At 36.1% G+C, this 21,906-nt stretch carries 19 protein-coding genes; 8 read left to right on the top strand and 11 right to left on the bottom strand.

Going from position 1 to position 21,906, the window contains the following annotated elements:
• Positions 1-38: 38 nt before the first annotated feature.
• The 5 genes from NDQ75_RS14040 to NDQ75_RS14020 form a co-directional block, all read right to left on the bottom strand.
• Positions 39-317: a TIGR03643 family protein gene (locus NDQ75_RS14040; protein ID WP_202029223.1), complete on the bottom strand. Its 279-nt coding sequence runs from the start codon at positions 315-317 to the stop codon at positions 39-41.
• A complete protein-coding gene (locus NDQ75_RS14035; protein ID WP_202029222.1) occupies positions 314-1,789 on the bottom strand; it encodes a cryptochrome/photolyase family protein in 1,476 nt (491 codons plus the stop codon). Before NDQ75_RS14035 ends, NDQ75_RS14040 begins: the two co-directional genes overlap by 4 nt.
• A 15-nt stretch (positions 1,790-1,804) precedes the next feature.
• The gene (locus NDQ75_RS14030) at positions 1,805-3,118 is read right to left on the bottom strand and encodes an ABC1 kinase family protein (protein WP_202029221.1); all 1,314 of its coding nucleotides are present in this window, start codon (positions 3,116-3,118) and stop codon (positions 1,805-1,807) included.
• A gap of 11 nt (positions 3,119-3,129) precedes the next feature.
• Positions 3,130-3,786: a TetR family transcriptional regulator C-terminal domain-containing protein gene (locus NDQ75_RS14025; RefSeq protein ID WP_202029220.1), complete on the bottom strand. Its 657-nt coding sequence runs from the start codon at positions 3,784-3,786 to the stop codon at positions 3,130-3,132.
• Between the two features lie 297 nt (positions 3,787-4,083).
• Complete coding sequence (locus tag NDQ75_RS14020) at positions 4,084-4,269, bottom strand: CsbD family protein (protein ID WP_202029219.1); 186 nt, start codon at positions 4,267-4,269, stop codon at positions 4,084-4,086.
• A 225-nt stretch (positions 4,270-4,494) separates the two neighbouring features.
• On the opposite strand from NDQ75_RS14020, the gene NDQ75_RS14015 reads away from it, so the two are divergent.
• Positions 4,495-6,096, top strand: coding sequence for a DUF5060 domain-containing protein (locus NDQ75_RS14015; RefSeq protein WP_202029218.1), 1,602 nt, complete (start codon positions 4,495-4,497; stop codon positions 6,094-6,096).
• Between the two features lie 2 nt (positions 6,097-6,098).
• On the opposite strand, the gene NDQ75_RS14010 is transcribed toward NDQ75_RS14015, so the two are convergent.
• Positions 6,099-6,785, bottom strand: coding sequence for a phosphoadenylyl-sulfate reductase (locus tag NDQ75_RS14010; RefSeq protein WP_202029217.1), 687 nt, complete (start codon positions 6,783-6,785; stop codon positions 6,099-6,101).
• A gap of 130 nt (positions 6,786-6,915) precedes the next feature.
• Here NDQ75_RS14010 and NDQ75_RS14005 point away from each other — a divergent pair, with 130 nt between their 5' ends.
• Positions 6,916-7,347 carry a TerB family tellurite resistance protein gene (locus NDQ75_RS14005; protein ID WP_242513709.1) on the top strand — a complete coding sequence of 144 codons (432 nt, stop codon included), beginning with the start codon at positions 6,916-6,918 and terminating at the stop codon, positions 7,345-7,347.
• A 778-nt stretch (positions 7,348-8,125) separates the two neighbouring features.
• Here NDQ75_RS14005 and NDQ75_RS14000 read toward each other — a convergent pair.
• From NDQ75_RS14000 to NDQ75_RS13985, 4 genes are all read right to left on the bottom strand, one after another.
• Positions 8,126-9,043 carry a patatin-like phospholipase family protein gene (locus tag NDQ75_RS14000; protein ID WP_202029216.1) on the bottom strand — a complete coding sequence of 306 codons (918 nt, stop codon included), beginning with the start codon at positions 9,041-9,043 and terminating at the stop codon, positions 8,126-8,128.
• Between the two features lie 80 nt (positions 9,044-9,123).
• Complete coding sequence (locus NDQ75_RS13995; RefSeq protein ID WP_202029215.1) at positions 9,124-10,020, bottom strand: patatin-like phospholipase family protein; 897 nt, start codon at positions 10,018-10,020, stop codon at positions 9,124-9,126.
• Between the two features lie 19 nt (positions 10,021-10,039).
• Positions 10,040-12,115 (bottom strand): M1 family metallopeptidase, encoded by a 2,076-nt coding sequence (locus NDQ75_RS13990; protein ID WP_202029214.1) that lies wholly within the window; start codon positions 12,113-12,115, stop codon positions 10,040-10,042.
• A gap of 94 nt (positions 12,116-12,209) precedes the next feature.
• Positions 12,210-15,029, bottom strand: coding sequence for a gluzincin family metallopeptidase (locus NDQ75_RS13985; RefSeq protein ID WP_242513708.1), 2,820 nt, complete (start codon positions 15,027-15,029; stop codon positions 12,210-12,212).
• A 282-nt stretch (positions 15,030-15,311) separates the two neighbouring features.
• On the opposite strand from NDQ75_RS13985, the gene NDQ75_RS13980 reads away from it, so the two are divergent.
• The 5 genes from NDQ75_RS13980 to NDQ75_RS13960 all read left to right on the top strand — a co-directional run bounded on the left by NDQ75_RS13980 (position 15,312) and on the right by NDQ75_RS13960 (position 20,108).
• Positions 15,312-15,842: a DinB family protein gene (locus NDQ75_RS13980; protein ID WP_202029213.1), complete on the top strand. Its 531-nt coding sequence runs from the start codon at positions 15,312-15,314 to the stop codon at positions 15,840-15,842.
• Positions 15,843-15,929: 87 nt separating this feature from the next.
• On the top strand, positions 15,930-16,478 hold the full coding sequence (locus tag NDQ75_RS13975) for a type 1 glutamine amidotransferase domain-containing protein (protein ID WP_202029324.1): 549 nt from the start codon (positions 15,930-15,932) through the stop codon (positions 16,476-16,478).
• A 331-nt stretch (positions 16,479-16,809) separates the two neighbouring features.
• Positions 16,810-17,442: an MCP four helix bundle domain-containing protein gene (locus NDQ75_RS13970; RefSeq protein ID WP_202029212.1), complete on the top strand. Its 633-nt coding sequence runs from the start codon at positions 16,810-16,812 to the stop codon at positions 17,440-17,442.
• A gap of 241 nt (positions 17,443-17,683) precedes the next feature.
• Entirely contained in the window at positions 17,684-18,760 is a 1,077-nt protein-coding gene (locus NDQ75_RS13965; protein WP_202029211.1) for a sensor histidine kinase, read from the top strand.
• 1 nt (position 18,761) lies between these two features.
• Positions 18,762-20,108 carry a sigma-54-dependent transcriptional regulator gene (locus tag NDQ75_RS13960; RefSeq protein ID WP_202029210.1) on the top strand — a complete coding sequence of 449 codons (1,347 nt, stop codon included), beginning with the start codon at positions 18,762-18,764 and terminating at the stop codon, positions 20,106-20,108.
• A 227-nt stretch (positions 20,109-20,335) separates the two neighbouring features.
• Here NDQ75_RS13960 and NDQ75_RS13955 read toward each other — a convergent pair whose 3' ends face one another.
• On the bottom strand, positions 20,336-20,635 hold the full coding sequence (locus NDQ75_RS13955; protein WP_202029209.1) for a hypothetical protein: 300 nt from the start codon (positions 20,633-20,635) through the stop codon (positions 20,336-20,338).
• A 695-nt stretch (positions 20,636-21,330) separates the two neighbouring features.
• Between NDQ75_RS13955 and NDQ75_RS13950 the strand changes: the two genes are divergently transcribed.
• Complete coding sequence (locus NDQ75_RS13950) at positions 21,331-21,681, top strand: hypothetical protein (RefSeq protein WP_242513707.1); 351 nt, start codon at positions 21,331-21,333, stop codon at positions 21,679-21,681.
• Positions 21,682-21,906: the final 225 nt, after the last annotated feature.

The following is a 21,906-nucleotide window of genomic DNA, read 5'->3' as shown; positions in this document are numbered from 1 at the left end:
TCCTTTTGGAGATTACGTCATCGTTTTACGTGTTAAATTTACCGTTTGGAGATTTTGTTATGGGTGATTTGTTTCTGTCGGCTACATTTAAAACGCCCTTCTTGAAAATTTCGCTTTTTTAAATGTTTGGTACTTCTGCCTTGAACCCGTTCACGCCAAAGTCTAAAACTACTGGGCTTTAACTCCCTTCGCATAACTTCAATGACATCTTTTTCGGTATATCCGAACTGAAAAGTAATAGCATCAAATGGGGTACGGTCTTCCCATGCCATTTCTATTATTCTGTCTACTTCCCTATCTGTTAATTCTCTTTTCATGAATCTAACTTTTCTAAAAATTTTTCGGCAATTTCAAGGTGCTGTTGCCTTGTTGCCTTATTCATTTTATCCAATGTGCCCAATAGCATTTTTAAACGGGGATTGGATTCAAAAAAATCACGATGTTCATGCATAAATCTCCAAAATAAACCATCCCAAACCTCTTGCCAATCACCTGTTTTGTAGTTTCCCATCTTCATCACGTAATTACTGCCACTTATATAAGGCTTGGTTGCCATAAGACCGCCGTCAGCAAATTGACTCATGCCATAAACATTGGGAACCATTACCCAATCGTAAGCATCAATAAATAATTCCATAAACCATTTATAAACTTCATCGGGGTCAAATTCGCACAAAACCATAAAGTTTCCGAGTAGCATCAAACGTTCAATATGATGGGTGTAGCCCGTTTTTAGAACTTTTTTTATGGTTGTGTCAATCGGTGCTATACCCGTGTTTCCAGTATAAAAGCTCTTTGGAATTTTTCTGGAGAATCCCCAAAAGTTTTTAGTTCTTTGTTCAACACCTTTGCATTCGTACATACCGCGCAAAAATTCACGCCATCCCATTATTTGTCGCACAAATCCTTCTGTAGAGTTGATCGCCACTTCATTTTTTTTGGCATATTCCAAAGCTTTTTCCAATATTTCTGAAGGTAATAAAAGACCAACATTCATCATGGGTGATAAAACGGAATGATGTAAAATAAGATGCTCTTTTACAATGGCGTCTTCGTAAGCACCAAATTCATGAAAGCGTACTTCTAAAAACTGATCTAACCATGCTTCAGAGGCTTCAAAAGTTATGGGATATTGAATGGATTTGTCCAATTTCCCATAGTTGTCTTTAAAATGTTTTTCGGTGTAAGAATAACTTTCTTTGTGAAATTCAGTTTCTTCTGGAAAATGAATGCTTGGTGGCGTTTTGCCTTTCGGGTATTTTTTTCGGTTTTCCGTGTCAAACGTCCATTTACCGCCTTCCGGATTGCCGCTTTTCATTAAAATATTACGGTCCTGGCGCTGGTTTTTGTAAAATGTTGTTTGATGGAACTTCTTTTTGGAGGACTTAAAAAAGCCTTGTAAATCTTCTTTTGAATTTAGAAAAATAGGATTTTCGTACCATTGAATGTCAAAATCGTCTTTAAATCTCTTTATTCTTTTACTTAACCAATCATCCGTGGGGTCTGTAATGTGAAGCGATTTTACCGAATTGTCCTTTAATTTTTTCAGAAGTTTCCGAATATCAGAAAGTTCGCTAGCAGCTTCAATATATTTTACTTCGATATCTTTGGATTGTAAGTATTTTTCGTACGCTTTCATGCTCGCACGATGAAACGCTATTTTCTGTTTGTGAAATTTATACTGATTAAAAAACAGGCTTTCCTCAATTAAATAAACCACATCAACCTTTTCAAATATGGGCGAATTTTTGAATAAGTGATGCGGAAAAGCAATAGCGATTTCAGACATAAAAAAATCTCCTAATTATTGGTATTGAATAAAATTGTTGATTTTGATGTCCTCCGCTTTTGAGTCGAACATTAAATTGTATAGTCCAAAAAAGGTTCTGTTTATGTAAATGAAATGTTTTGAACCTCTGTTCCCGTTCATTTTTCGCAGTTGAGAATTGTTGTTGTACTTCTCTCCTAAACGAGCAATATTTTGAAAGAATTCAGGATTGGAGAAATCAAAAACCTCTTCGTTAAAGGGTTTGGTGAATACACTTAGCATTTCGTGAAATAAGGCTTTAAAAAAGCTAAGTTCTTCTGCGGTGTCTTCCCGTTTTAGAATTTCCAATTCGTACAGTTTCTTTTCGAAAAGGACAGGATTGTTAATGGTTTCTTTATTTGCCAATTCAAAATAAGGAATATAAAAATCCTCCGGAACTTCTTTCATGCAGCCAAAATCCAAAGCAATGAGCTTTCTGTTGCTCCCAATTAAAAAGTTTCCAGGATGCGGATCGGCATGTACTTTTTTCAGCACATGGATTTGATACATGTAGAAGTCCCACAATGCTTGTCCGATTGAGTTAGCCAAGGCTTGGTCGTTGTTCTCCTCAACAAACTCCGACAGGTGTTTCCCTTCCATGTAATCCATGGTAATGATGCGCTCGGAAGATAAATCTTCGTAATATTCAGGGAAAATTAAATTAGGAATATGCTTGCAGGCATCGGCAATAGCTTTGCTTTGCTGTACTTCCAAAATATAATTGGTTTCTTCAATAAGTTTATGTTCTACCTCTTTAAAGTATTTATCAGAATCTTTTCCCTTAATGTTGAACATTTTAATGGCGATGGGTTTTACCAAAGCTAAATCAGTGGCAATGCTTTCGGCAACGCCTGGATATTGTATTTTTATCGCGTATTTCTTGCCATCCTTTTCGGCGATGTGTACTTGGCCAATACTGGCGGCGTTTACCGAAGAAGCATTAAAAGTATCAAATATTTCTTCAGGGTGTTTTCCGAAGTACTTTTTAAATGTTTTAATCACCAAAGGAGGGGAGAGAGGAGGCACCGAAAACTGTGCCAATGAAAATTTCTCGACGTAATCCCTAGGCAAAATACTTTTTTCCATACTTAGCATTTGGGCTACTTTAAGAGCACTGCCTTTAAGGGTTTTTAAACCGTCGTAGATATCTTCAGCGTTATTTTTATTGAGACGCCCGCGCGCTATTTCTTCAGAAGTTGTTATTTTGTCACCGTAATATTTTAGGTAGTTAGCGCCTACTTTAGCGCCCGTTTGCAAGAATTTACCTGCCCTTTGAATTTTCCCTGTAGGAATTTTATCTAATGTCTTCATCAATTAATTTTTTAAACTCGCATATTTACTTTTTCCTTTAAAATGAATTTTCCAAAATCGATGAGTTTTTCCAAAGGTTTGTAATCCATTAGTTCAAAACTAGTTTGCAAAGATTTTTCGATAAAAATGTCGGTTTTTTCAAAGGAAGGAGACGTGTCATCCAACCAAAACTTCACGGTAATTAAGAGTTGAATCCACGCGGTTTCTTCAATGGAACGATCTTGAATTTTGCTTAAGCGTTCATTTTCAATTTTAAGCCTATCAAGTTGTAGCTCTTTTACATATTCTTTGAAAGATAGCCTTAATTTCTTTAAGGTCTCTAGAGACTTAAGCTTATCCTTTTTTCCCTGCAATGCATGGACAACATAACTTCTATTGGCGGTTAACATTTCAAAAAAAGTAAAGTAAAAACTAATTAATTTGTTTTTCGAGTCGAACAATTGGTATTCTTCACTCTTTTTTAATAAACCTAAAGTGTTGTGAAAAAAGGTATTAAAGATGTCTTTTTCAAGTTCTTCGAAATTGGCGTAGAAATCATAAAAATCCTCCTCTTTCAAATTATTCTCTTTCGCGAACAAATACACGCTTTTTGGATTTTCACCGTGAGAGAGCACGTAATCCATGTAATACGCAATTAATCTATCTGCTGTAGCTTTCTTATTTGCCATGATTTATCGTTTTTTCAACAGGTTAAAAATACAAAATGTTTAACTTAATTGTGTTAAAGTTAAACAAAATATGGAGTAGGTTAAAAATCAGTTAATTGATTAAGTAATAAACGAAGTCTTTTTGCTGAAATGTTATGACATAAAAAGGGTGTTCAAAAAAGGTTTAAAATAATGTAGGTTGTCAGTCTGAGCTTGCCGAAGACTCAATTTTTTGAGTTTGACACAACCCTCTGTTTATCTACACTATTCAATACTTTTTTGAACACCCATCATTTAGTGTTCTACTTTTGGGAACTTTTATAGTTCACCAAACTCTTTACGTAATTGCTCTTTTGTTTTCCCAGTTTTCTCTTGAACTCGGCCTAACATTTCATCAAATTTACCTTCGGCAAAAGTTAAATCATCATCGGTAACGCTACCGTATTTCTGTTTTACTTTTCCTTTTATTTGATTCCATTTTCCTTTTAACTCTTCATTGGTCATAATATGATTTTTTTAATGATTAATAATACTAAGTTCCTTATTTAAAACCGTTTATTATGCCAATCGACCGCCAAAATACTCTTAAGGGAGTGTTATTCTGAAGTCTGTTTCGTTAATTTCTCTTAAATCCGATTATAATGCTGATACTTTCCTTGAAGGAATTGACTAAATATGCTAAGATGGTTTATGTATTTGGATTAATTTTGAAGCTTAAATTAGTTTATAATGAGAATCAACCAAATTTCCTTTCTGTTTACTGTTTTATTTTGCTGTATTGCTTTTAATGAATTGCATGCAGTTGCTTCTCCTAAAAAATGGGATGTGATTACGCTTTCTTTTAAAGCTAAAAAAATGGTTGAGGCCCCACTTAAAGAGGAAGTTTGGGTAGCTTTTGAAAACGAGAATGGTAATATTTTAAAGGTTCCCGCTTTTTACAATGGCGGAAAAGAATGGTTAGTTCGTTTTAATCCTTCAGACACAGGGAAATGGAAATATAAAGTTGAAGCAAAGAATGTTGCCTTAAAACCTGCTCGTGGTACTATTGATGTTTCAGCTGGAGAAACAAATTCCCATGGAGCCATTATGGTTTCAGAAAAAAATAAAAAGAAGTTTGTTTACGAAGACGGAACTCCTTACAATGCACTCGCTTTTGAAGCGGATTGGTTGTTTGCCTTGGATGCAGAAAATGAAAAAGATATTCCAAAAACCAAAGAATTAGTTTCTCATATAAAAGATTACAATTTCAATCAAGTGGTGATGAATGTGTACGCATTTGATGCCGGTTGGGGTGAAAAGGATAAGGTAAAGCCAGAAAATAACTATGCAAAGCCAGTGGTTTTTCCATTTGGTGGAACGAACGAAAAACCAGACCATTCCAAACTTAATATTGAGTTTTTTAAACGTTTGGATCGAGTTATTAATCACTTAAATGAACAGGGTATTATATCCCATTTAATGATTTACGTTTGGAATAAGAAAGTGAATTGGCCAAAGCCTTTTTCCGAAGAAGACAATATGTTTTACGAGTATGTGGTAAAGCGTTATCAAGGATTTCCTAATTTAATTTGGGATGTTTCTAAAGAAGCCCTGGATTACGGGATGGACGACATGAGCTACATTACAGAACGAATCGAGCGCCTAAGAAAACTGGATGCCTACAACCGATTGGTTACTGTACACGATTATAACTACTGTAAAATGCATCCAGACAAAGTTGATTTTATTGCCATCCAGCAATGGAGTCCGAATTTGCATGCGTTGACTTTGGACAAATGGACGCGTTACCCGGACCAACCTGTTATGAATATTGAACACGGCGGATATGAAAAAACCATGCATTCCATTTTTGATGGGCAATATACCGACCCAATTGTGTGCCTGGACAGAAACTACCAATGTATTTTTGCGGGTGCTTATTCCACTTATTATTGGCAAAATACTTCGTGGTACAATGTTATTACCAATCCGTTTTCCTTGCCGGAAGAACAGCAGCCTAATTTTAGGTATTATAAATATTTGGCAGAATTTATGGAGGCTCAAAACTTCGGGGAGTTGGTGCCCGATCAATATTCCTTTACACCGTATGCGTTAACCAATGAAACCGACACTTGCTTGCTGTACGTTACAGGGGGAATGACTTCGGTAAACGGACACATGACAGATTCTGTGTTAAACGGTCATCAAGTAAGCGTTACGTGGTTCAATCCGTTAACGGGGACGTATGAAGAAGCAGAGACTTACAGTTTTGAAGACAAGGTGTGGTTACACTTGGAAATTCCGCAAGAGCTTAAAAATAAAAATGCCGTTGTTATTTTCAAGAAGTTGTAGGTCTATAAATGTAAACCGCATTCGGTTTTCGGACTGTTATTCCATCTTCCGCTTCGGTCTTCACCGGGAACGGTACAGTGCTTACAACCAATGGAATTATAACCTTTGGCAACCAACGGGTGAAAGGGTAATTGATGTTCTTTAATAAATTCGTCCCTTTGCTCTTTGGAAAGGTCGAGTAGGGGGTAGAATTTTAGAATTTCCCCACGCATCTCAAATATATCCAAAGTTGCTCTGTGATCGCTTTGCCACTCCATTAATCCAGAAACCCAAACGCTATATTTTTTCTTAATAGCATCCAATGGTTTTACTTTATTGATGGAACAACAGAATTCAGGATTTTTTTTATAGGTTTTATCCTTAACCGTAAAATCATGTTCCGATTGTACTGCGCTAATAGATTCTACATTAAGGCCGTATAGTTTGGTAAGTTCCTTTTTGTAATCTAATGTCTCTGGAAAGTGAAAGCCGGTATCTATAAAATAAACACGTTGTTTTTTATTGGTTTCTGAAAAAAGATGTAATAAAAAAGCCGAAGTAGCAGCAAAAGAGCTGGTAAGCATAATTTCCTCTTCAGCAAAATCCGTATAAAGCGCAGCAATTCTTTCATGAATACTTAGTGGTTTATACTTTTTATTGAGTAGGGCTATCTCTTCGTTCGTGAGAACTCTTTTTTCCGTGGCAATCATAATAATCTATTTATTCTATAGAGTAATTATTTTGATTGTGCAAGATAGCTTATTTATTTGTAGTAGTGGTGTTTCTCATCGAAAAATTGTTTCAAGCTCAAGTAATTTGCGAAAAAAAAACATATTTTAGATGAAGTTATTGTCAATGCCCCATCTTATGAGTGAAAAAGAACAAAAGCTGAGCCTGCTTTCAGAAATGATAGCGCTCATACAAGCGGACCATTTGGTTAAAGAAGAAGAGTATAACTTTATTTATGCCATTGCCCAACGTATGAATGTCCCAAAAAGAGAACTCGATGCTTTATTTGAGACGGGACATGCCAAATACATCCCGCCAACTCCAGAATCTGAGCGTATTTTACAATTTCACCGACTGGTTTTACTTATGAATATCGACCAGCAGCAGCATCCCAATGAAATAAAACGCTTAAAAGAATTTGGTCTACGAATGGGGCTGAGTCCGTTCGCTATGGATCGTGTGTTGGATACCATGGAAAATTACCCAAACAGGGTTGTCCCACCAGAGATTTTAGTGGATATATTTAAGACTTATTATAATTAAGGATTAGTTGAGAGTGAACAGTTAAAAGTTAATAGTGTGACCTTGCGTGATTAAGGTTGCCCTAAGCTTTAAGCTCTACGCTTGGATAGTTTCCGAACCCGGCTTAATGCATATAGCGTATCGCTTATTGCTGTTTTCTCATCGACTAATAAGCATCGAAAAACTACAACGAATAACAAATAACGATTAACTAATAACTTTGCACCTTAACGCCTCAACAACTTAAAAAATTAATAATATAGGTTTGAGGTTTAAAAGGTTTTTAGTTCGAAGTTTCAAATCATTTCGAAGCCGACCGTAGGGAGAACAGAGAAATCACATAATTTTTTTGAATAACTGAATGCGATATCTCCCGATGGCCGATATGACTCTAGTAGTTTAGAGGGGTTTTTAGTTTGAAGTTTCAAGTCATTTCGAAGCCGACCGCAGGGAGAACAGAGAAATCACATAATTTTTTTGAATAACTGAATGCGATATCTCCCGATGGTCGATATGACTCTAGTAGTTTATAGGGGTTTTTGGTTTGAAGTTTCAAGTCATTTCGAAGCCGACCCGCAGGGAGGACAGAGAAATCACATTACTCTTTTGAATAGCTGGATGCGATATCTCCCGATGGTCGATATGACTCTAGTAGTTTAGAGGGGTTTATTGTTTGAAGTTTCTAGCTCTGCATGAACAACTACAACGAATAGCAAATAACTTCGCACCTTTGTCCCTCAGTAACTTAACGCCTTAACGACTAAACAAATCAACGATTAAAACAGCTGAAACCAGAAAATCACCCCGTCATTTCAACTCTATGCGCTTCTTTTTGCATTTTCACCCGTTCAGCAGCATATTCTTTGCCTTGTTCCCACCATTCTGCCATCAGGTCTTTATTAAAATACAACGAGTTTTCTGTAAGTCGGGTAGGTGTGAAATAGGTATTTAGCCGTACATTCTTATTTATAGCAGCCAATTTTCCTTCCACGACATCGTGTGATTCCAATTGATCGAGTACAAAACTGTAAAGATTCACCATTAGTGAAAAAGGATTTTTTCCAAGTACTTTTTTATGCTCCATATTTTCCGTTTCCAAGATAATGGCATCTACTTCCGTAGCACCCATTTTTATAGCTTCTCGTATGGGGATCACACATCCTAGTCCGCCATCGGCGTATTCAAAACCATTTTTTTTGGCCAGCGACATAAAGGGTACGTAATTGCAAGACATCCAAATCCAATCACAAAAATCTTCGTAGTCATAATCCATAATCGATTTGTATTCCACCCGATTCATAGAAAGGTTGGAAACGGTAACCACGACCTCTTTCCCCAATTCTTTAAGTCGGTTATAATCTCTTTCAGAAAAATGTTTCTTTATATGTTTCCGAAGGTTTTTACTTTCCCCAAACGTTCTTTTACGTTTTAGCAGCTGCCAAATAACGTTTACATAATTAATGGCCACATATTCCTCGTCTCCCTTTTTCTTGGTAACAAACGGATTGTTACTAAAAATCTTACGCTGGGTAACGGTGGTGTACACCTCGTATATTTTTTCAATCTCTTTATTGGCTAAATGTGGGATAAGCAGACTTCCCGTAGAAGTACCTAAATATAAATCGTAGTCCCTTTTTTCATTCTCAATTAAATATTGAGCTACACCTCCAGCAAATGCTCCTTTGCTACCTCCTCCGCTTATGACTAGTGCGCGCATAAATGTTATTTAGTGGTTTAATTGCCATTTTCCTAAATGATACAATTTCGAATGAAAATAAAAAATATATTGATACAAACTTACAATTGGCTCGTTTCTTTATTTTTAAATTTGGCAAAATCGAAACCACTTTGCCACCATTTCGTCATTTTTTCTTTATTGAATATTAAAGAATTGGTGGTTAATACCGTTGGCGTGTAATAAAAATTAATAATCGCATCGTTGTTTGAGGCTACAAACTTTCCAATACGAATATTTTGATGCTCAATTCTATCCAGCATAAATGCGAACATGCTGGTTAGCAATGAAAATGGGTTTCTGGAAGGCAGGCGATTAAGTTGAGTGACTTCTGTTTGAAGAATAATAGCATCAATTTCTGTGGCGCCTCTTTTTATTGCTTCTTCAATGGGCACCATAGACCCCAAACCCCCATCGGCGTATTCGCAGCCGTCTTTAAGGGCCAAACTCATAAAAGGGGTGTAGTTGCTGGAAATCCATATCCAATCGCAGAATTCATCGTAATCAAAATCTTTTAGCGATTTGTATTCAACTTGGTTCAACGATAAATTGGAAACGGTAATAATAACATCTTTGTTTCCGTTTTTCAAGGTCTGGAATTCTTCTTCCGTTAAGGTTTGTTTTATAAGGGTTCTTAGGTTTTCACTTTCACCAAACGTTTTACTGCCCCTTAAAAAATTGCGTAATACATTAAGATGGTGAATGGATATTTGCTGAACACCATAACGCTCTTTAATGCGAAACGGACAAACATTAAATATACTTTCATTATTTACCGAAGTATAGGTTTCTTTAATCTTTTCTACTTCTCCCAGCGCTAAATGATTTACCAAAAGACTTCCTGTAGAAGTTCCTAAAAACATATCGTAATCCCTGTGAAGCTGCTCAATTAAATATTGAGCAACACCGCCAGCAAATGCTCCTTTACTGCCTCCACCGGAAATTACAAGTGCTTTCAAAAATTTATATTTTTAGTAGTTATTGATTTAATTTCGATGATAAATACGCTTTATTCTTAGCATCCAATTGATTCGCTATTCCTTTTAACATCATAGTGTAATCTTCGTTTTTTAATAATTCGTCGAGCAGTCCTCTTGAAAATTTAGAAAATTGCCAAACAGGATGCTGACATGCTTCTATTAAATTCTTCAAGGCAATTTCGTTGAGTGCCTGTATTTGGTAAAGATATTGAAAAGCATGTTGACGGACTTCAAAATGCTGCTTTGGTTCTGTATAGGATACCAACGTTTGGTAATAATCCATTTTTGAGGCTTCCTCGTATCCTTCCGTGATTAAAGCCAGCGTAAGCCATAATGTTTCTATGTTTTTATCTTGAAAACCTTCAATCCCTTTGGTTTTGTTTAAATAAGAAGTTCTATCCGCAGGAAATGCCGACCATAATTTAAACAAAGCATTTTCTATGGTTAGGTAGCTTTTGTCAACCAAAAGCCCTTCAAAAGATTTTTTTAATGACTCCGGAATATTATTTAAATGGATTGCAGCGGCCTGTCTGGTTTTTAGTACTTCGGAAGACAAAGCCTTGGAAAAAATAGCTAATTCTTTTTCTGAAGAAACTGTGATACGTTGTAGAATCGCGTTGGCAATAGGTGACTTTTCTTTTTTTCTGAAAAAATCTTCGTTGACGCCGGCAAAGGAAATTACTTCATCAGGGGTCATTTTATCCAAATCTAATAAGATTTTGGTGAGTGCGTTTTGATTTAAAAGCAGATGAGCTTCTTCAATGGGGAATTCTTCACTTACCATCCATTTTTCAACAAAATTATCTAATTGTATCATGCTTTTGGCTTCCGCTATGCTGAAGAAATCATTGGTATTAGCGTTTTTATAGGCGTAATCCTTCAAAAACTTTTTTACAGTTTTATCAAAGGCTCTGTCTCCAATGAGTTCATGCAGTGCAAAAATCGCCCATGCGCCCCGCTGATAAAATGTAAGACTGCTGGCTTTGGGGTCTAGCAAGCTTTCTCCCCCTTGTTCATTTAACGCCGATAATTGCTTGGCAGTTTTATGTAGCTGTTCATAGAAATAAGCATCGCCAAAAATATTCCTTTCAGCAAGTAACGCAAAATAAGTAGCAAATCCTTCATGAAGCCAATGGTGCGTGCTACTTTCTTCCGTAACTAAATTTCCAAACCATTGATGAGCTAATTCATGGGCATTTACATTGATGTAATTTTTGTCTGTAAAACCTGTGGAATCCACAAAATAGGTGTCAGAAAAAATAGTTAGAGATGTGTTTTCCATCCCTGCATATAAAAAATCCTTTACTGGAACTTGTTTGTATTCCTGCCATGGATAAGGCATGCCTATTTCATCTTCAAGAAAATCAAAAATGCGCTTTGAATGTCTGTAAGTGGGTTCAACAAGGTTTTCGTTTTGAGGATAATAATACATTTTTAAATCAATTCCCGTTGCGGACTTTTCTTCTTTAACAGCGTATTTCCCAACAGCGAATGCCACCAGATAACTGCTCATGGGCTGTTTCATATCGAACTCCCAAACGGTTTGAGTATTAATATTATTCTTGCTTTTAAGTTCTCCATTCGCAATTACTTCGTATTGGGATGGAGCAGTAATGGTAAGGTCGAATTCTATTTTTTCGCTCATTTCATCATAACTGGGAAGCCAGTTCGAAGTGTACTTGCCTTGTCCTTGCGTCCAAACTTGGGTATTTCCATTGGGCAACGTAGTAAAATACAACGCTTTTTTGGGAGAAGCATTATAAATAATCTGCAATTGGTGTTTACCATTGCTTTTAAATTCTTTCTGAATAAGAATACGTTGGTCGTTATAGGAGAAGTTTACCTTTTCATTATCGAGCATTACGCTTTCTACCTCCATAGATTTTGCATCTACAGCCATGGAATCTGTTTCTTTCAGCACATCGAAAGTATAAAGAACACTTCCCGAAATTTGCTTTTTTGAAGGGGCTACGCTAATGGAAACCTCACCTTTTTTTACATCAATAAATGTGGTTTGTTGCGCAAATCCTGCCGCAAAAAAGATGAAAAAACTTAAAAAAGAAATTAACTTCATGGGGTTTTGTATTATACCGCCAAAGTACTATTTTCTTTATTAATTACCGAATAGAGATGTGCTTGGATTGGTACTAAATGTAGCGTAGTTAAGCTTAGAACCACTTTCGCGTAAAGAGCCCTGTCAACGTTCTCGGACTGAGCGTAATAATAAATCTTATTTTTTCATCGTACTGCGGTTGGGCAATTTCCCATCCATTGTTGGAGTAAATAGGGAAGTAGAGTTCAAAATAATCGGTTACAAGATTTAAACGTATTCCGGAATCATAAACAAAGCGAGCATCTTCATTTTTATTTCGAATCATACCCACATCTCCGTAAAGCTCTATCCATCGCCAAAGGTTAAAACTGGCATTACTGGTAATCATCCAATCGTTGGCAAAGGGATTGTTCAATTTCGATTTAAAACCACCTTCAGCAATAATAAGCTGTTGACTAAAAATTCCGGAATCTTCAGATCGTCCGAGATAATCATAGTCGAATAAATAATCCGTAGGTCTGTCGAGTGCAAAACTGAAATAATCTGAGTTAGTTTGGTTGTAAATAAACTTTCCGGCAAAAAACCTCAAATTCAACTGTCGGTTACTCTGAAAGAGTTTTCTGTATTCCCAATTAAAGGAAACTTTCGCAAATTCACTCGCAATCTGTACATCGGTGAACCACGATTTATAATCGATGATTCCGTTATTTCCATACGCGTAACGAATATCTAGTACGCTGTAATCGGGATCGGTGTCTATGGTTGGCGAAAAATCACGAATAACATTTACAAACCGAATATTTAAGAGTTCCCTTTCGTTAGACCGTAAATCGTCGTTTCTAAATCTAAAAGTTAGCGAGGGTGTAATTGTGCTGTATCTCAGTCCGTCTGCGTAATGAAAAGATGACCCCGCGATAAAAGCATCGATAAGGTACATATTGTCATGGTTTACGTACTTTCTAAAGCGTAGAGAACCAGAGCCCACCAGAGCATTTTCCCCAAAGGCGTAAGAGGGTTGTAAATCGTACACAAAAGGTTTTGCCAAAAAGGTCTTGTTGTACAAACGCAATCCGGGCGTAATACCATCGTAAATATTAAAGCGGAAAACAGGCACATAAAACACCTGATTGTAATACGGGTCTTCGGTATCTTTAAAAAACTGAAATTTTAATTTTCTATTGGTTGAAAGAAATCCATTGACCGATTTCCAGTTGTCACGCTCATTGAATTCTGGGATTACGCGATCGTAATTAAGTACCAGTCGCTTTACGTCTTTACGCGGAACGGTAACGGTTTCGGTTTTGGTAATGTCTGAATACCAATTTTTAAAAAGTATCGAATCGTTTTTATCGATTCCGTACATGGTGATGGGCACGTTGGTATTTCGTTTATTTTTAATAGTAACCGCAATGGAATCTTCCGTTTTCTCGAACTTTTTAATTTTGAAGTCGATTTTTTTATTGGTAGATACATAGGTTTCGAAAAACCAATCGATGTCTTTCGGTGCATCTTTCTTTAAAAGTTCTTCAAAATCTGATGGATGTGTGACTTTTGAAATATTATCAGCATAAAAGGTTTTAATTTTCTTATCTATGTAATCATCACCTAAATAGCTGTCCAAATAGGCAAGTCCTACACCCGATTTGTACTTATTGGCAATTCTTTCGTTGAATTTTATCAAAGAATCGCGAGGCGTCGTTAAAGGCTGATCTGAATACGTTCTTGCCATTAACATATACAAATATGGATATTGATCGTTAAATGTCATTTGTGCCAAGTGAAACGAACGTAATCCCCAAACATCAGAAAGCTTCCCAAGTAGCTTCATGTCTTTATAAAACGTATTCACGTATTTCATCAGCAAATAAGTCTCAATACCATCTTTCACCCAGTTTTCTGTTCTATTGTCTAGGTAAATTGTGTTATTTAAATAGATGTGCAACGCCGTTTTAAGAACCTTTAGTTCATATTGAAACTCTTCAGGGAAAGGTCGAAGGAAATTCGGCAGTTGATTAAGCCCATACAACGGATTATGCTTGTAGTCTTGCTCACTAATCAATAGTTTTTTATGTGGATAATCTCCAAGTGTGCTATCAATAAAATTAACCACCCGTTCCACCGAAGTTGCTTTAGTTACTCCGTTTAAGGATTTGGATTCGATATTGGAAATTAACTCCAACTTTTCATTTTTATAAATGGTAAAATCGTTTTCCTTTTTAAGAAAAAGTCTTACATCGCCTCTGTTTTCCCCTGTTATTTTAGTTGTTTTAAGACCATTTTTAGTTTCCGTAGCCACTTGATTTAAATCGCTTATGAAATAGTACGCTTCGGGATAGGTGAAATTTACTTCTAAAGAAGTGTTTGGCGCATTTAAATCATTCAGGTTTTTATTGCTGTACAATTTCCAACCGTCGTAATAGAGCGCGGGAGTAATGTACCAAAACCTTAGATTGAAGTCATTTTCTGGAGTAAATCCGTAATCGGTAAATTGCGCATTGGGAAGCTTCGTTACGTAGGTCAGATTTATTCGATATTCCTCGTTGGGAAGAATAGACGAACTCGGTTGAAGTTTAATAATATCACCTTCATGAATCCTTTCCCAAGGAAGGCTTTCCATATTTCCGTTGGTGATGGAATTAACACTGGTTTTACCGCGGTCTTCTTCTTTCGCTAGGTGTAGACTTTTATTGAATTCTTCAGCAAATCTAGTAGCCAAAGCAGTACTTTTATTGGAATAAGCATGATTCCAATCGTACAAATAAATTGCATTAAGTGTGTCTTGGCTGTTATTTCTGAAGATTATCTCTTGTTGAATTTGAATACTGTGGTCATCCGGTAAAAGTTCGGCACTTATTTTCTGACTGTTTTGTGCTTCCAATAGTTGGATGCATAGAAAAGTGAGTAGGGAAAAGTATGTACAGAGTGGTTTCAACATTAACAGATATTCAGTTTCCTTACTGAGGTTTTAGCAGCCTTCTTATCTTGGATAAAAAGGTTTTCCAACGTTCTTGCTGGATTGGGTTAAATGATAATTCCTTTTAATAACTTACGGTTTATTGACGGTAGTTGGTTTTAATTTTTTTTGGTTGGTCAAAGTTGAAACTTTTACGCATAGATTCTACACGTTGCATGCAATATTATGAAAAAAAATAAGAAAAATTACACCCATAAGTAGATAAGCATCATTAAATTCGTGCAATAGCAAAGTTTTAAGGAAATGCATATATCAGAATTACAAAAGAACGAATACAACAGTTTTTACCAAACCTATATCAATACCCTAGAAGAAGTGGCTTTGGTTCCGGAAATGGTCAATAGAAGCAATGCTTTGACGACTATTTTAGAGAAACTTTCGGATGAAGATTTTAATTTCTCCTATGCCTCGGGTAAATGGACAATTAAAGAACTACTGCTTCATATAATAGACACCGAAAGGGTATTTCAGTACAGGGCATTTACTTTTGCCCGCCACAGCGGTTGTAGTTTGGAAGGTTTTGACCAAGATTTGTACGTGGAAAATTCTTTTTCTTCGCTGCGGTCAAAATCAAGTCTATTGGAAGAATTTAAATCTGTACGGGGTAGTTCCATCTCTTTATTTTCATCTTTTGGTCCGGAAGTTTATAATCGCTTTGGTTTTGTAGAAGGCCACAAATTGTCCGTTAGAGCAGCCGGTTTTATTTTATGCGGGCACCAAAAACATCATGAAACTGTTTTAATGGAAAAATACCTGCCTCATTTAGCTGATTAACAAAATAATAAGGAGGTTTTATAACTTCACTAACACAAATCGGCCAACAATATGGCTATCTTCATATTAAACCATTAAAAAAATAATATTATGAAAAGGATAGCAATGTTGGCCACAAACGGCTTTGAAGAATCAGAATTAACTTCGCCAAAAGAAGCTTTGGAAAAACAAGGTTGGAGAGTAGATATTGTAGGTTTAAAACCAGGAAGTATTAAATCTTGGAAAGACGGCAATTGGGGAGATTCTTTCAATGTAACCTTAACGGTGAAAGAGGGACTTTCTGAAAATTACGATGCATTGGTTTTACCAGGAGGAGTAATGAATCCAGATAATTTAAGAACGGATGAAACCGCCATAGAGTTCATTAGAAACTTTTTTAAACAAGGAAAACCCGTAGCAGCGATATGTCATGGACCTTGGAGTTTAATTAATGCAGAAGTAGTTGAAGGAAGAACGCTAACTTCGTTTCCGTCCATTCGAAAAGACCTTGAAAATGCAGGAGCCAATTGGGTAGATAAAGAAGTTGTTGTAGACCAAGCTTTGGTTACCAGCAGAAAACCAGATGATTTACCAGCTTTTAATAGCAAATTAATCGAAGAGATTAAAGAAGGTAAGCATGAACATCAACATGCTTAATAGTAAGTAATTAATAATTTTATTAAGACTACCAGAAAACTCCGTGTTTTCTGGTAGTTTTTTTATACCGTTTCCTTACCCGTGATTTATATTGGAATGACATTTTAATGAATCTAACTTCTTGCACTTAGGTTTAATAATTGTCGTGGGGAAATACATGTAATTTATCGTAGCAAGTATCGATGCGTAACTACCCGATTGGGTAGTAATTACCCGGCCTTTAAAATTAAGCCAACTAATTAAGTGTCTTTTAATCAGATAATTATATTTTTATTTAGCTTTTTAGGTAAATTGGGGAACGTTGTTTGCATTACACAGGAAAACTACAATTATGGGTTCCAAGAAGAAAAATAAGTCAAATTACAAAGTCAATCTAGCTTTTATATTAGTTACCGTAATATTATTGATATTGGCGACCAATCTCATTGATAAAAATCATTTTACCACAGCACAGGATGCACTAAAGTCGGTTTACGAAGACAGATTGATAGCGCAGAACTACTTGTATAAAATCAACGATATTGTTTATCAGAAGGAGAGGAAATTACTCTACGACGCTGGGAATTCAGTAAAACCTGGGAATGAGTCTTCTTTGGAAGGACTTTTGGACAAATACGGGAAGACTAAATTAACTACTTCAGAAAGAAGAAAATTTGAATCCCTTCAAGAAAATTTAAGCAAACTTGCTGTTCTTGAAAAAGACTTTGAGAAAGGAAAGGAAGTTTCCGAAATGCAGACGAAAGATGTGCTTCAAAATATAAAAACCGATTTAAATGGCCTATCAGAAATTCAACTAAAAGAAGGTAAAAATAGAACCCAGTTCGCACAGAAATCGCTCAACACAACTAACATGTTATCTAATTTGGAATTAGGATTTCTAATAATCATTGGAGTGATAGCCCAGTTTATTATCTTTTTTAAAGTGAATAAAAAAACTGGGAAAATGGGGCTTCATTTGGCTTAACTCTAGAGAAAACGCGAGTTGCTTTAATTTAATTGAAGAATACTCCTAAAAGACTAATTACCTTGGTCGTCCTTATTTGAATTTGCTTAAAAGTAAAGGAAAAAGAACGTTGTACAGCAATGATTTGAAATGGAAATAGAATTAATAATGGAACGATAAAAATTGAAACTGCCGATAAAGTTTTAGTTGTTCAAAAAGTTTGAATTATATTGTGTATGATTTAATGAATAAAAACTTTTTTATGGGTAGCACAGAAGAAGCGCTAAGGGAGCGGATTAAGGAACTTACATGTCTGTATGAAGTTTCATCCATCATCAATAATGCGTATGAAGAACAAATGGAGGAAGTGCTACGAGCCATCACCTTAAGTCTAAAAAAGGGTTTTCAGTTTCCGGAAGATACAGAGATGATGATAAAAACTTCTGTAGGTTCGGCGGCTACCAAAAAGGTAAAAAAAGATTTTCTTATTCAATCAGAAATAAAAGTGTTTAACAAGCCAGATGGAAACGTTTGCGCAGTACTTACCGATAAAACCAAAGGATTTTTAGACGAAGAGCAACAGTTATTGGATAGTGTTGCCTTAAAAATTGGAAATTTGTTGGAGCGACTGGAGTTAAAGAGAAATGAAGAATCCTTAAAGCGACAAATGCAACACGCAGACCGTTTGGCCATTGTTGGCGAAATAACTGCAGGAATTGCCCATGAACTTAATACGCCCTTGGCAAATATTCTCGGTTTCGCAGAGTTATTAAAAGCCGATTTACAGGAGCATAGTTCTTTGGTGGGAGATGTAGATAAGATTATTCAAAATGCTATTTTTTCTAGGGAAGTGGTAAAAAAACTTATGTTTTTTGCTTGCGAGATGCCCAAAGAAATGCAAGAGGTAAACATTGTTCCCCATCTCACCAATTCCATAGAATTATTGGTTCCAACTTTCCGAAAAGAAGGGGTGAAACATGTTTTGGAAATTGACAAGGAGGAAATTTGGTTAAAGGTAGATACGATTCAATTAACACAGATTGTTTTCAATTTGGTGATAAACGCCATTTATTTTACGCCCAGTGGCGGAAAAGTGACAATTCAAGTAGAAGATACTTCGTCTAACGTTACGATTAAGGTGAAGGATGAAGGCCCCGGATTGTCTAAGGAAGCGCTTTCCAAGGTTTTTGAACCCTTTTATACTACAAAACCCACAGGAGAAGGCTCGGGCCTGGGATTAAGTGTTGTGCACGGTATTGTTACCAGTCACAAAGGAAGTTTAACGGTTCAAAATAATAAAAATAAAGGAGCCATATTTACGGTTACCATTCCAAAATAATATGCAATTAAGAAGAGAAAACATATTGGTTGTAGACGATGATGTTAGCATTTTAGAGCTTCTACAACGCCATTTAAAATCATGGAATTTTCATACGTACAAAGCTATTTCTGTAAAAGAAGCGGTGTCTATTTTGCGTGATACCCGCATTGATTTGTTGATTACCGATTTGAATATGCCAGAAGTGGACGGATTTGAATTAATCAAATTCACATCGGAGCATTATCCTTCGCTTCCAACTTTAATAGTAACTGGGTACCCTTCTGTTCAAGATTCTTTAAAAGCCATCCAATCTGGGGTGGTGGATTATTTAACCAAACCTTTTACGCGTGACGAATTGGGGGCTGCCATTAAGAAATCATTAGGTGATGATTTGGAAAAGCCAATTACACCCATTTCAACGAAGAGTACCAATCCAGCTCCTTCAAACGAGAAAGAAGCGTACGGTAATATTATTGGTATTTCTGAAAAAATGAATGATGTTTTTCAGATTATCGATAGAATTAAAGATAATAAAGCAACCGTTTTTATTAAGGGGGAAAGTGGTACTGGTAAAGAGCTGGTAGCACGGGCTGTGCACTACGAAGGTAAGTTTTCTAAAGCACCTTTTATTGCCGTGAATTGCGGTGGTATTCCAGAGAACCTTTTGGAAGCCGAATTGTTCGGGTATGTAAAGGGCGCCTTTACGGGAGCCGAAAAAGATAGGAATGGGTTTTTTCAAGCTGCTAACGGAGGTACTATTTTTTTAGATGAAATAGGAAATGCTTCCTTGGCTGTTCAAAACCGACTTTTACGGGTGCTTCAGGAAAAAGAAGTTGTGAAAGTAGGGGCACAGAAATCAGAAAAAATTGATGTCCGGATAATCGCTGCAACAAATAGTGATTTAAAGGATATGATTTCCAAACAGACTTTCCGCGAAGATTTGTTTTATAGGTTGACGGTGGTTGAAATTAAACTACCACCTCTAAGGGAGCGAAAGGAAGACATTCCTAAATTGGTGGACAAATTTCTTTTTAAATACGGAATTGAATACAAAGACCGTTTTGTAACAATTTCCCCGGAATCAATGCAGATTTTTCAGAGATACGATTGGCCCGGAAATATACGGGAACTGGAAAACATTGTTCAGCGCGCCGTAATAATGTGCGACAAAACTATTGAAGTTAACCATTTACCGGACACACTCAAATATTCTATTGACTTTCCAGAGGATGACCTCATGTCGCTTCGGGAAATGGAAAGAAAATATATACGGAAAGTTTTAAATTACACTCAGAACAACAAAACCAAAGCCGCAGAAATTTTAGGAATTACTCGTAAAACATTGCGGCAAAAGCTTGAGGAGTAACTATGTTGTTGGAGGCTAGATGCCAGAGGCTTGAAGGGTTTTTGGCTTGAAGTTTTTGGTTTCGTAGCGGATTCACGAAAATTGCCCTAAGCTTTAAGCTCTACGCTTGGAAATTACGAACCCCGCTTAAAGCATATGGCGTATAGCTTATTACTGGTTTTTCATCAACCAACGAGCCACGAACAACTAATAACTCTGCCGCTTTGTCCCTTTGCATCTTTACAACTTTACGATTCGGCAACCCTCCTTCTAGGTCTATAAACCAATTGTTTAGGTACAATTATGTTCCACTTAAGCTTTACATCAGAGTTTTTAGGCGAAATCGGATAATTTTTAGGTCTTGAAGCTAAAGTTTTAGGTCCTGAAGCTAAAATTTTAGGTCTCGAGGCTAAAACTTTAGGTTGTAAGCCTAAAACTTTAGGTTGTGAGGCTAAAACTTTAGGTAAAACACCTAAAACTTTAGTTAAGACAGCTAAAACTTTAACTATTCCACCTAAACGTTTGGGTGTAATACCCAAAAAGTTCATGATTTAACCTAAAAAGAAGGTTCTTTAGGATAAAAATTTCATTAAATAACTAAAAAAGGAGGGAACCGAAGTCCGAAGACGTAAACTGAAAAGATGTGGTCCGTGGTTAGTATTTAGTTGCCAGTGTCTATTAAAAGCGTTTCTAGTTTGAAGTTTCTGGTTTCGTAGCGGATTTACGAAAATTGCCCTAAGCTTTAAGCTCTACGCTGGAAATTCCGAACCTCACTTAACGCATATGACGAATAGCTTATTGCTGGTTTTTTATCGTCCAACAAGCCACGAACAACTAATAATGATTAACTAATAACTCTACCACTTTGAATCTTTGCCACTTTGCGACTCAACGACTCAACAAATTAAGAATAGAAGTTGGATGCTAGATGCTGGATGGTTGAAAGATTTCTGGTATGAAGTTTCTGGTTCCACATCGAAAAATTACCAACGTTTAACGAAAAACTATTAACGATCAACAAACAACTCAATAAAATCACCGGTCCCTTTTTACTCGAATCGGTTATTTTTTACCCGATATGCTATTTACAAGAATTATGAGATTTAAATTTAATCAACTGAAAATCAAATAATTAAAAAATTTATTTCATTTTTTCATTTTTTTTGGCAAGGGTATTGCCTTTGGTATGGTGTATTTAAATAGTACAACACAAATCATAAGTTTAATTTTAAATTATTTAAAAATGAAAAATGTAATACTAGCAGGATTATTTGTTTTATGTGCAATGGGTTTACACGCACAAGATGCAACAACAGTTAAAGAAGGAGATGTATTTGAAGTTGCAAGTCCGTCTGGACAAGAATTTAGACACATCAATTTTCCAAAGAAAAACTTCATCATAAAAAGAGGTGGTGTTGCTAGCGATAAGCTTGTGTACGGAGAGAAAGTAGTAGTAACAAAAGTAAGTACTAAAAAAGATGGTAGTACTGAAATACAAATAAAGCCTGTAGATGGTGGTAGATTTTATAATGCTATCCCAAGTGTTTCTGTAGATTACGAACAAGCTATGGAAACAGGCGAACTTAGAAGTTAAGATTATTTTTAATTGGTTGGTAGATTGAAATCCCTTGTGGCACTATTTAGCTCGAGGGATTTCCTAGTTCTATAAATGAAGTTTAGCACAACCTAGGACTGGAACATTTTCTCCCAAGTGGATATATTGTTACCAGTGAAATATTTTCCTAAAATATATTTTGTAATTCAAGTCGCTGTATATCAATAATCTATGCGCGATGGCTGGATTTTTAGGTTTTGCGGC

The organism is Galbibacter mesophilus (assembly GCF_023721415.1).
Classification (GTDB): Bacteria; Bacteroidota; Bacteroidia; order Flavobacteriales; family Flavobacteriaceae; genus Galbibacter; species Galbibacter mesophilus.
This window is presented reverse-complemented; position numbering and strand designations above follow the sequence as displayed.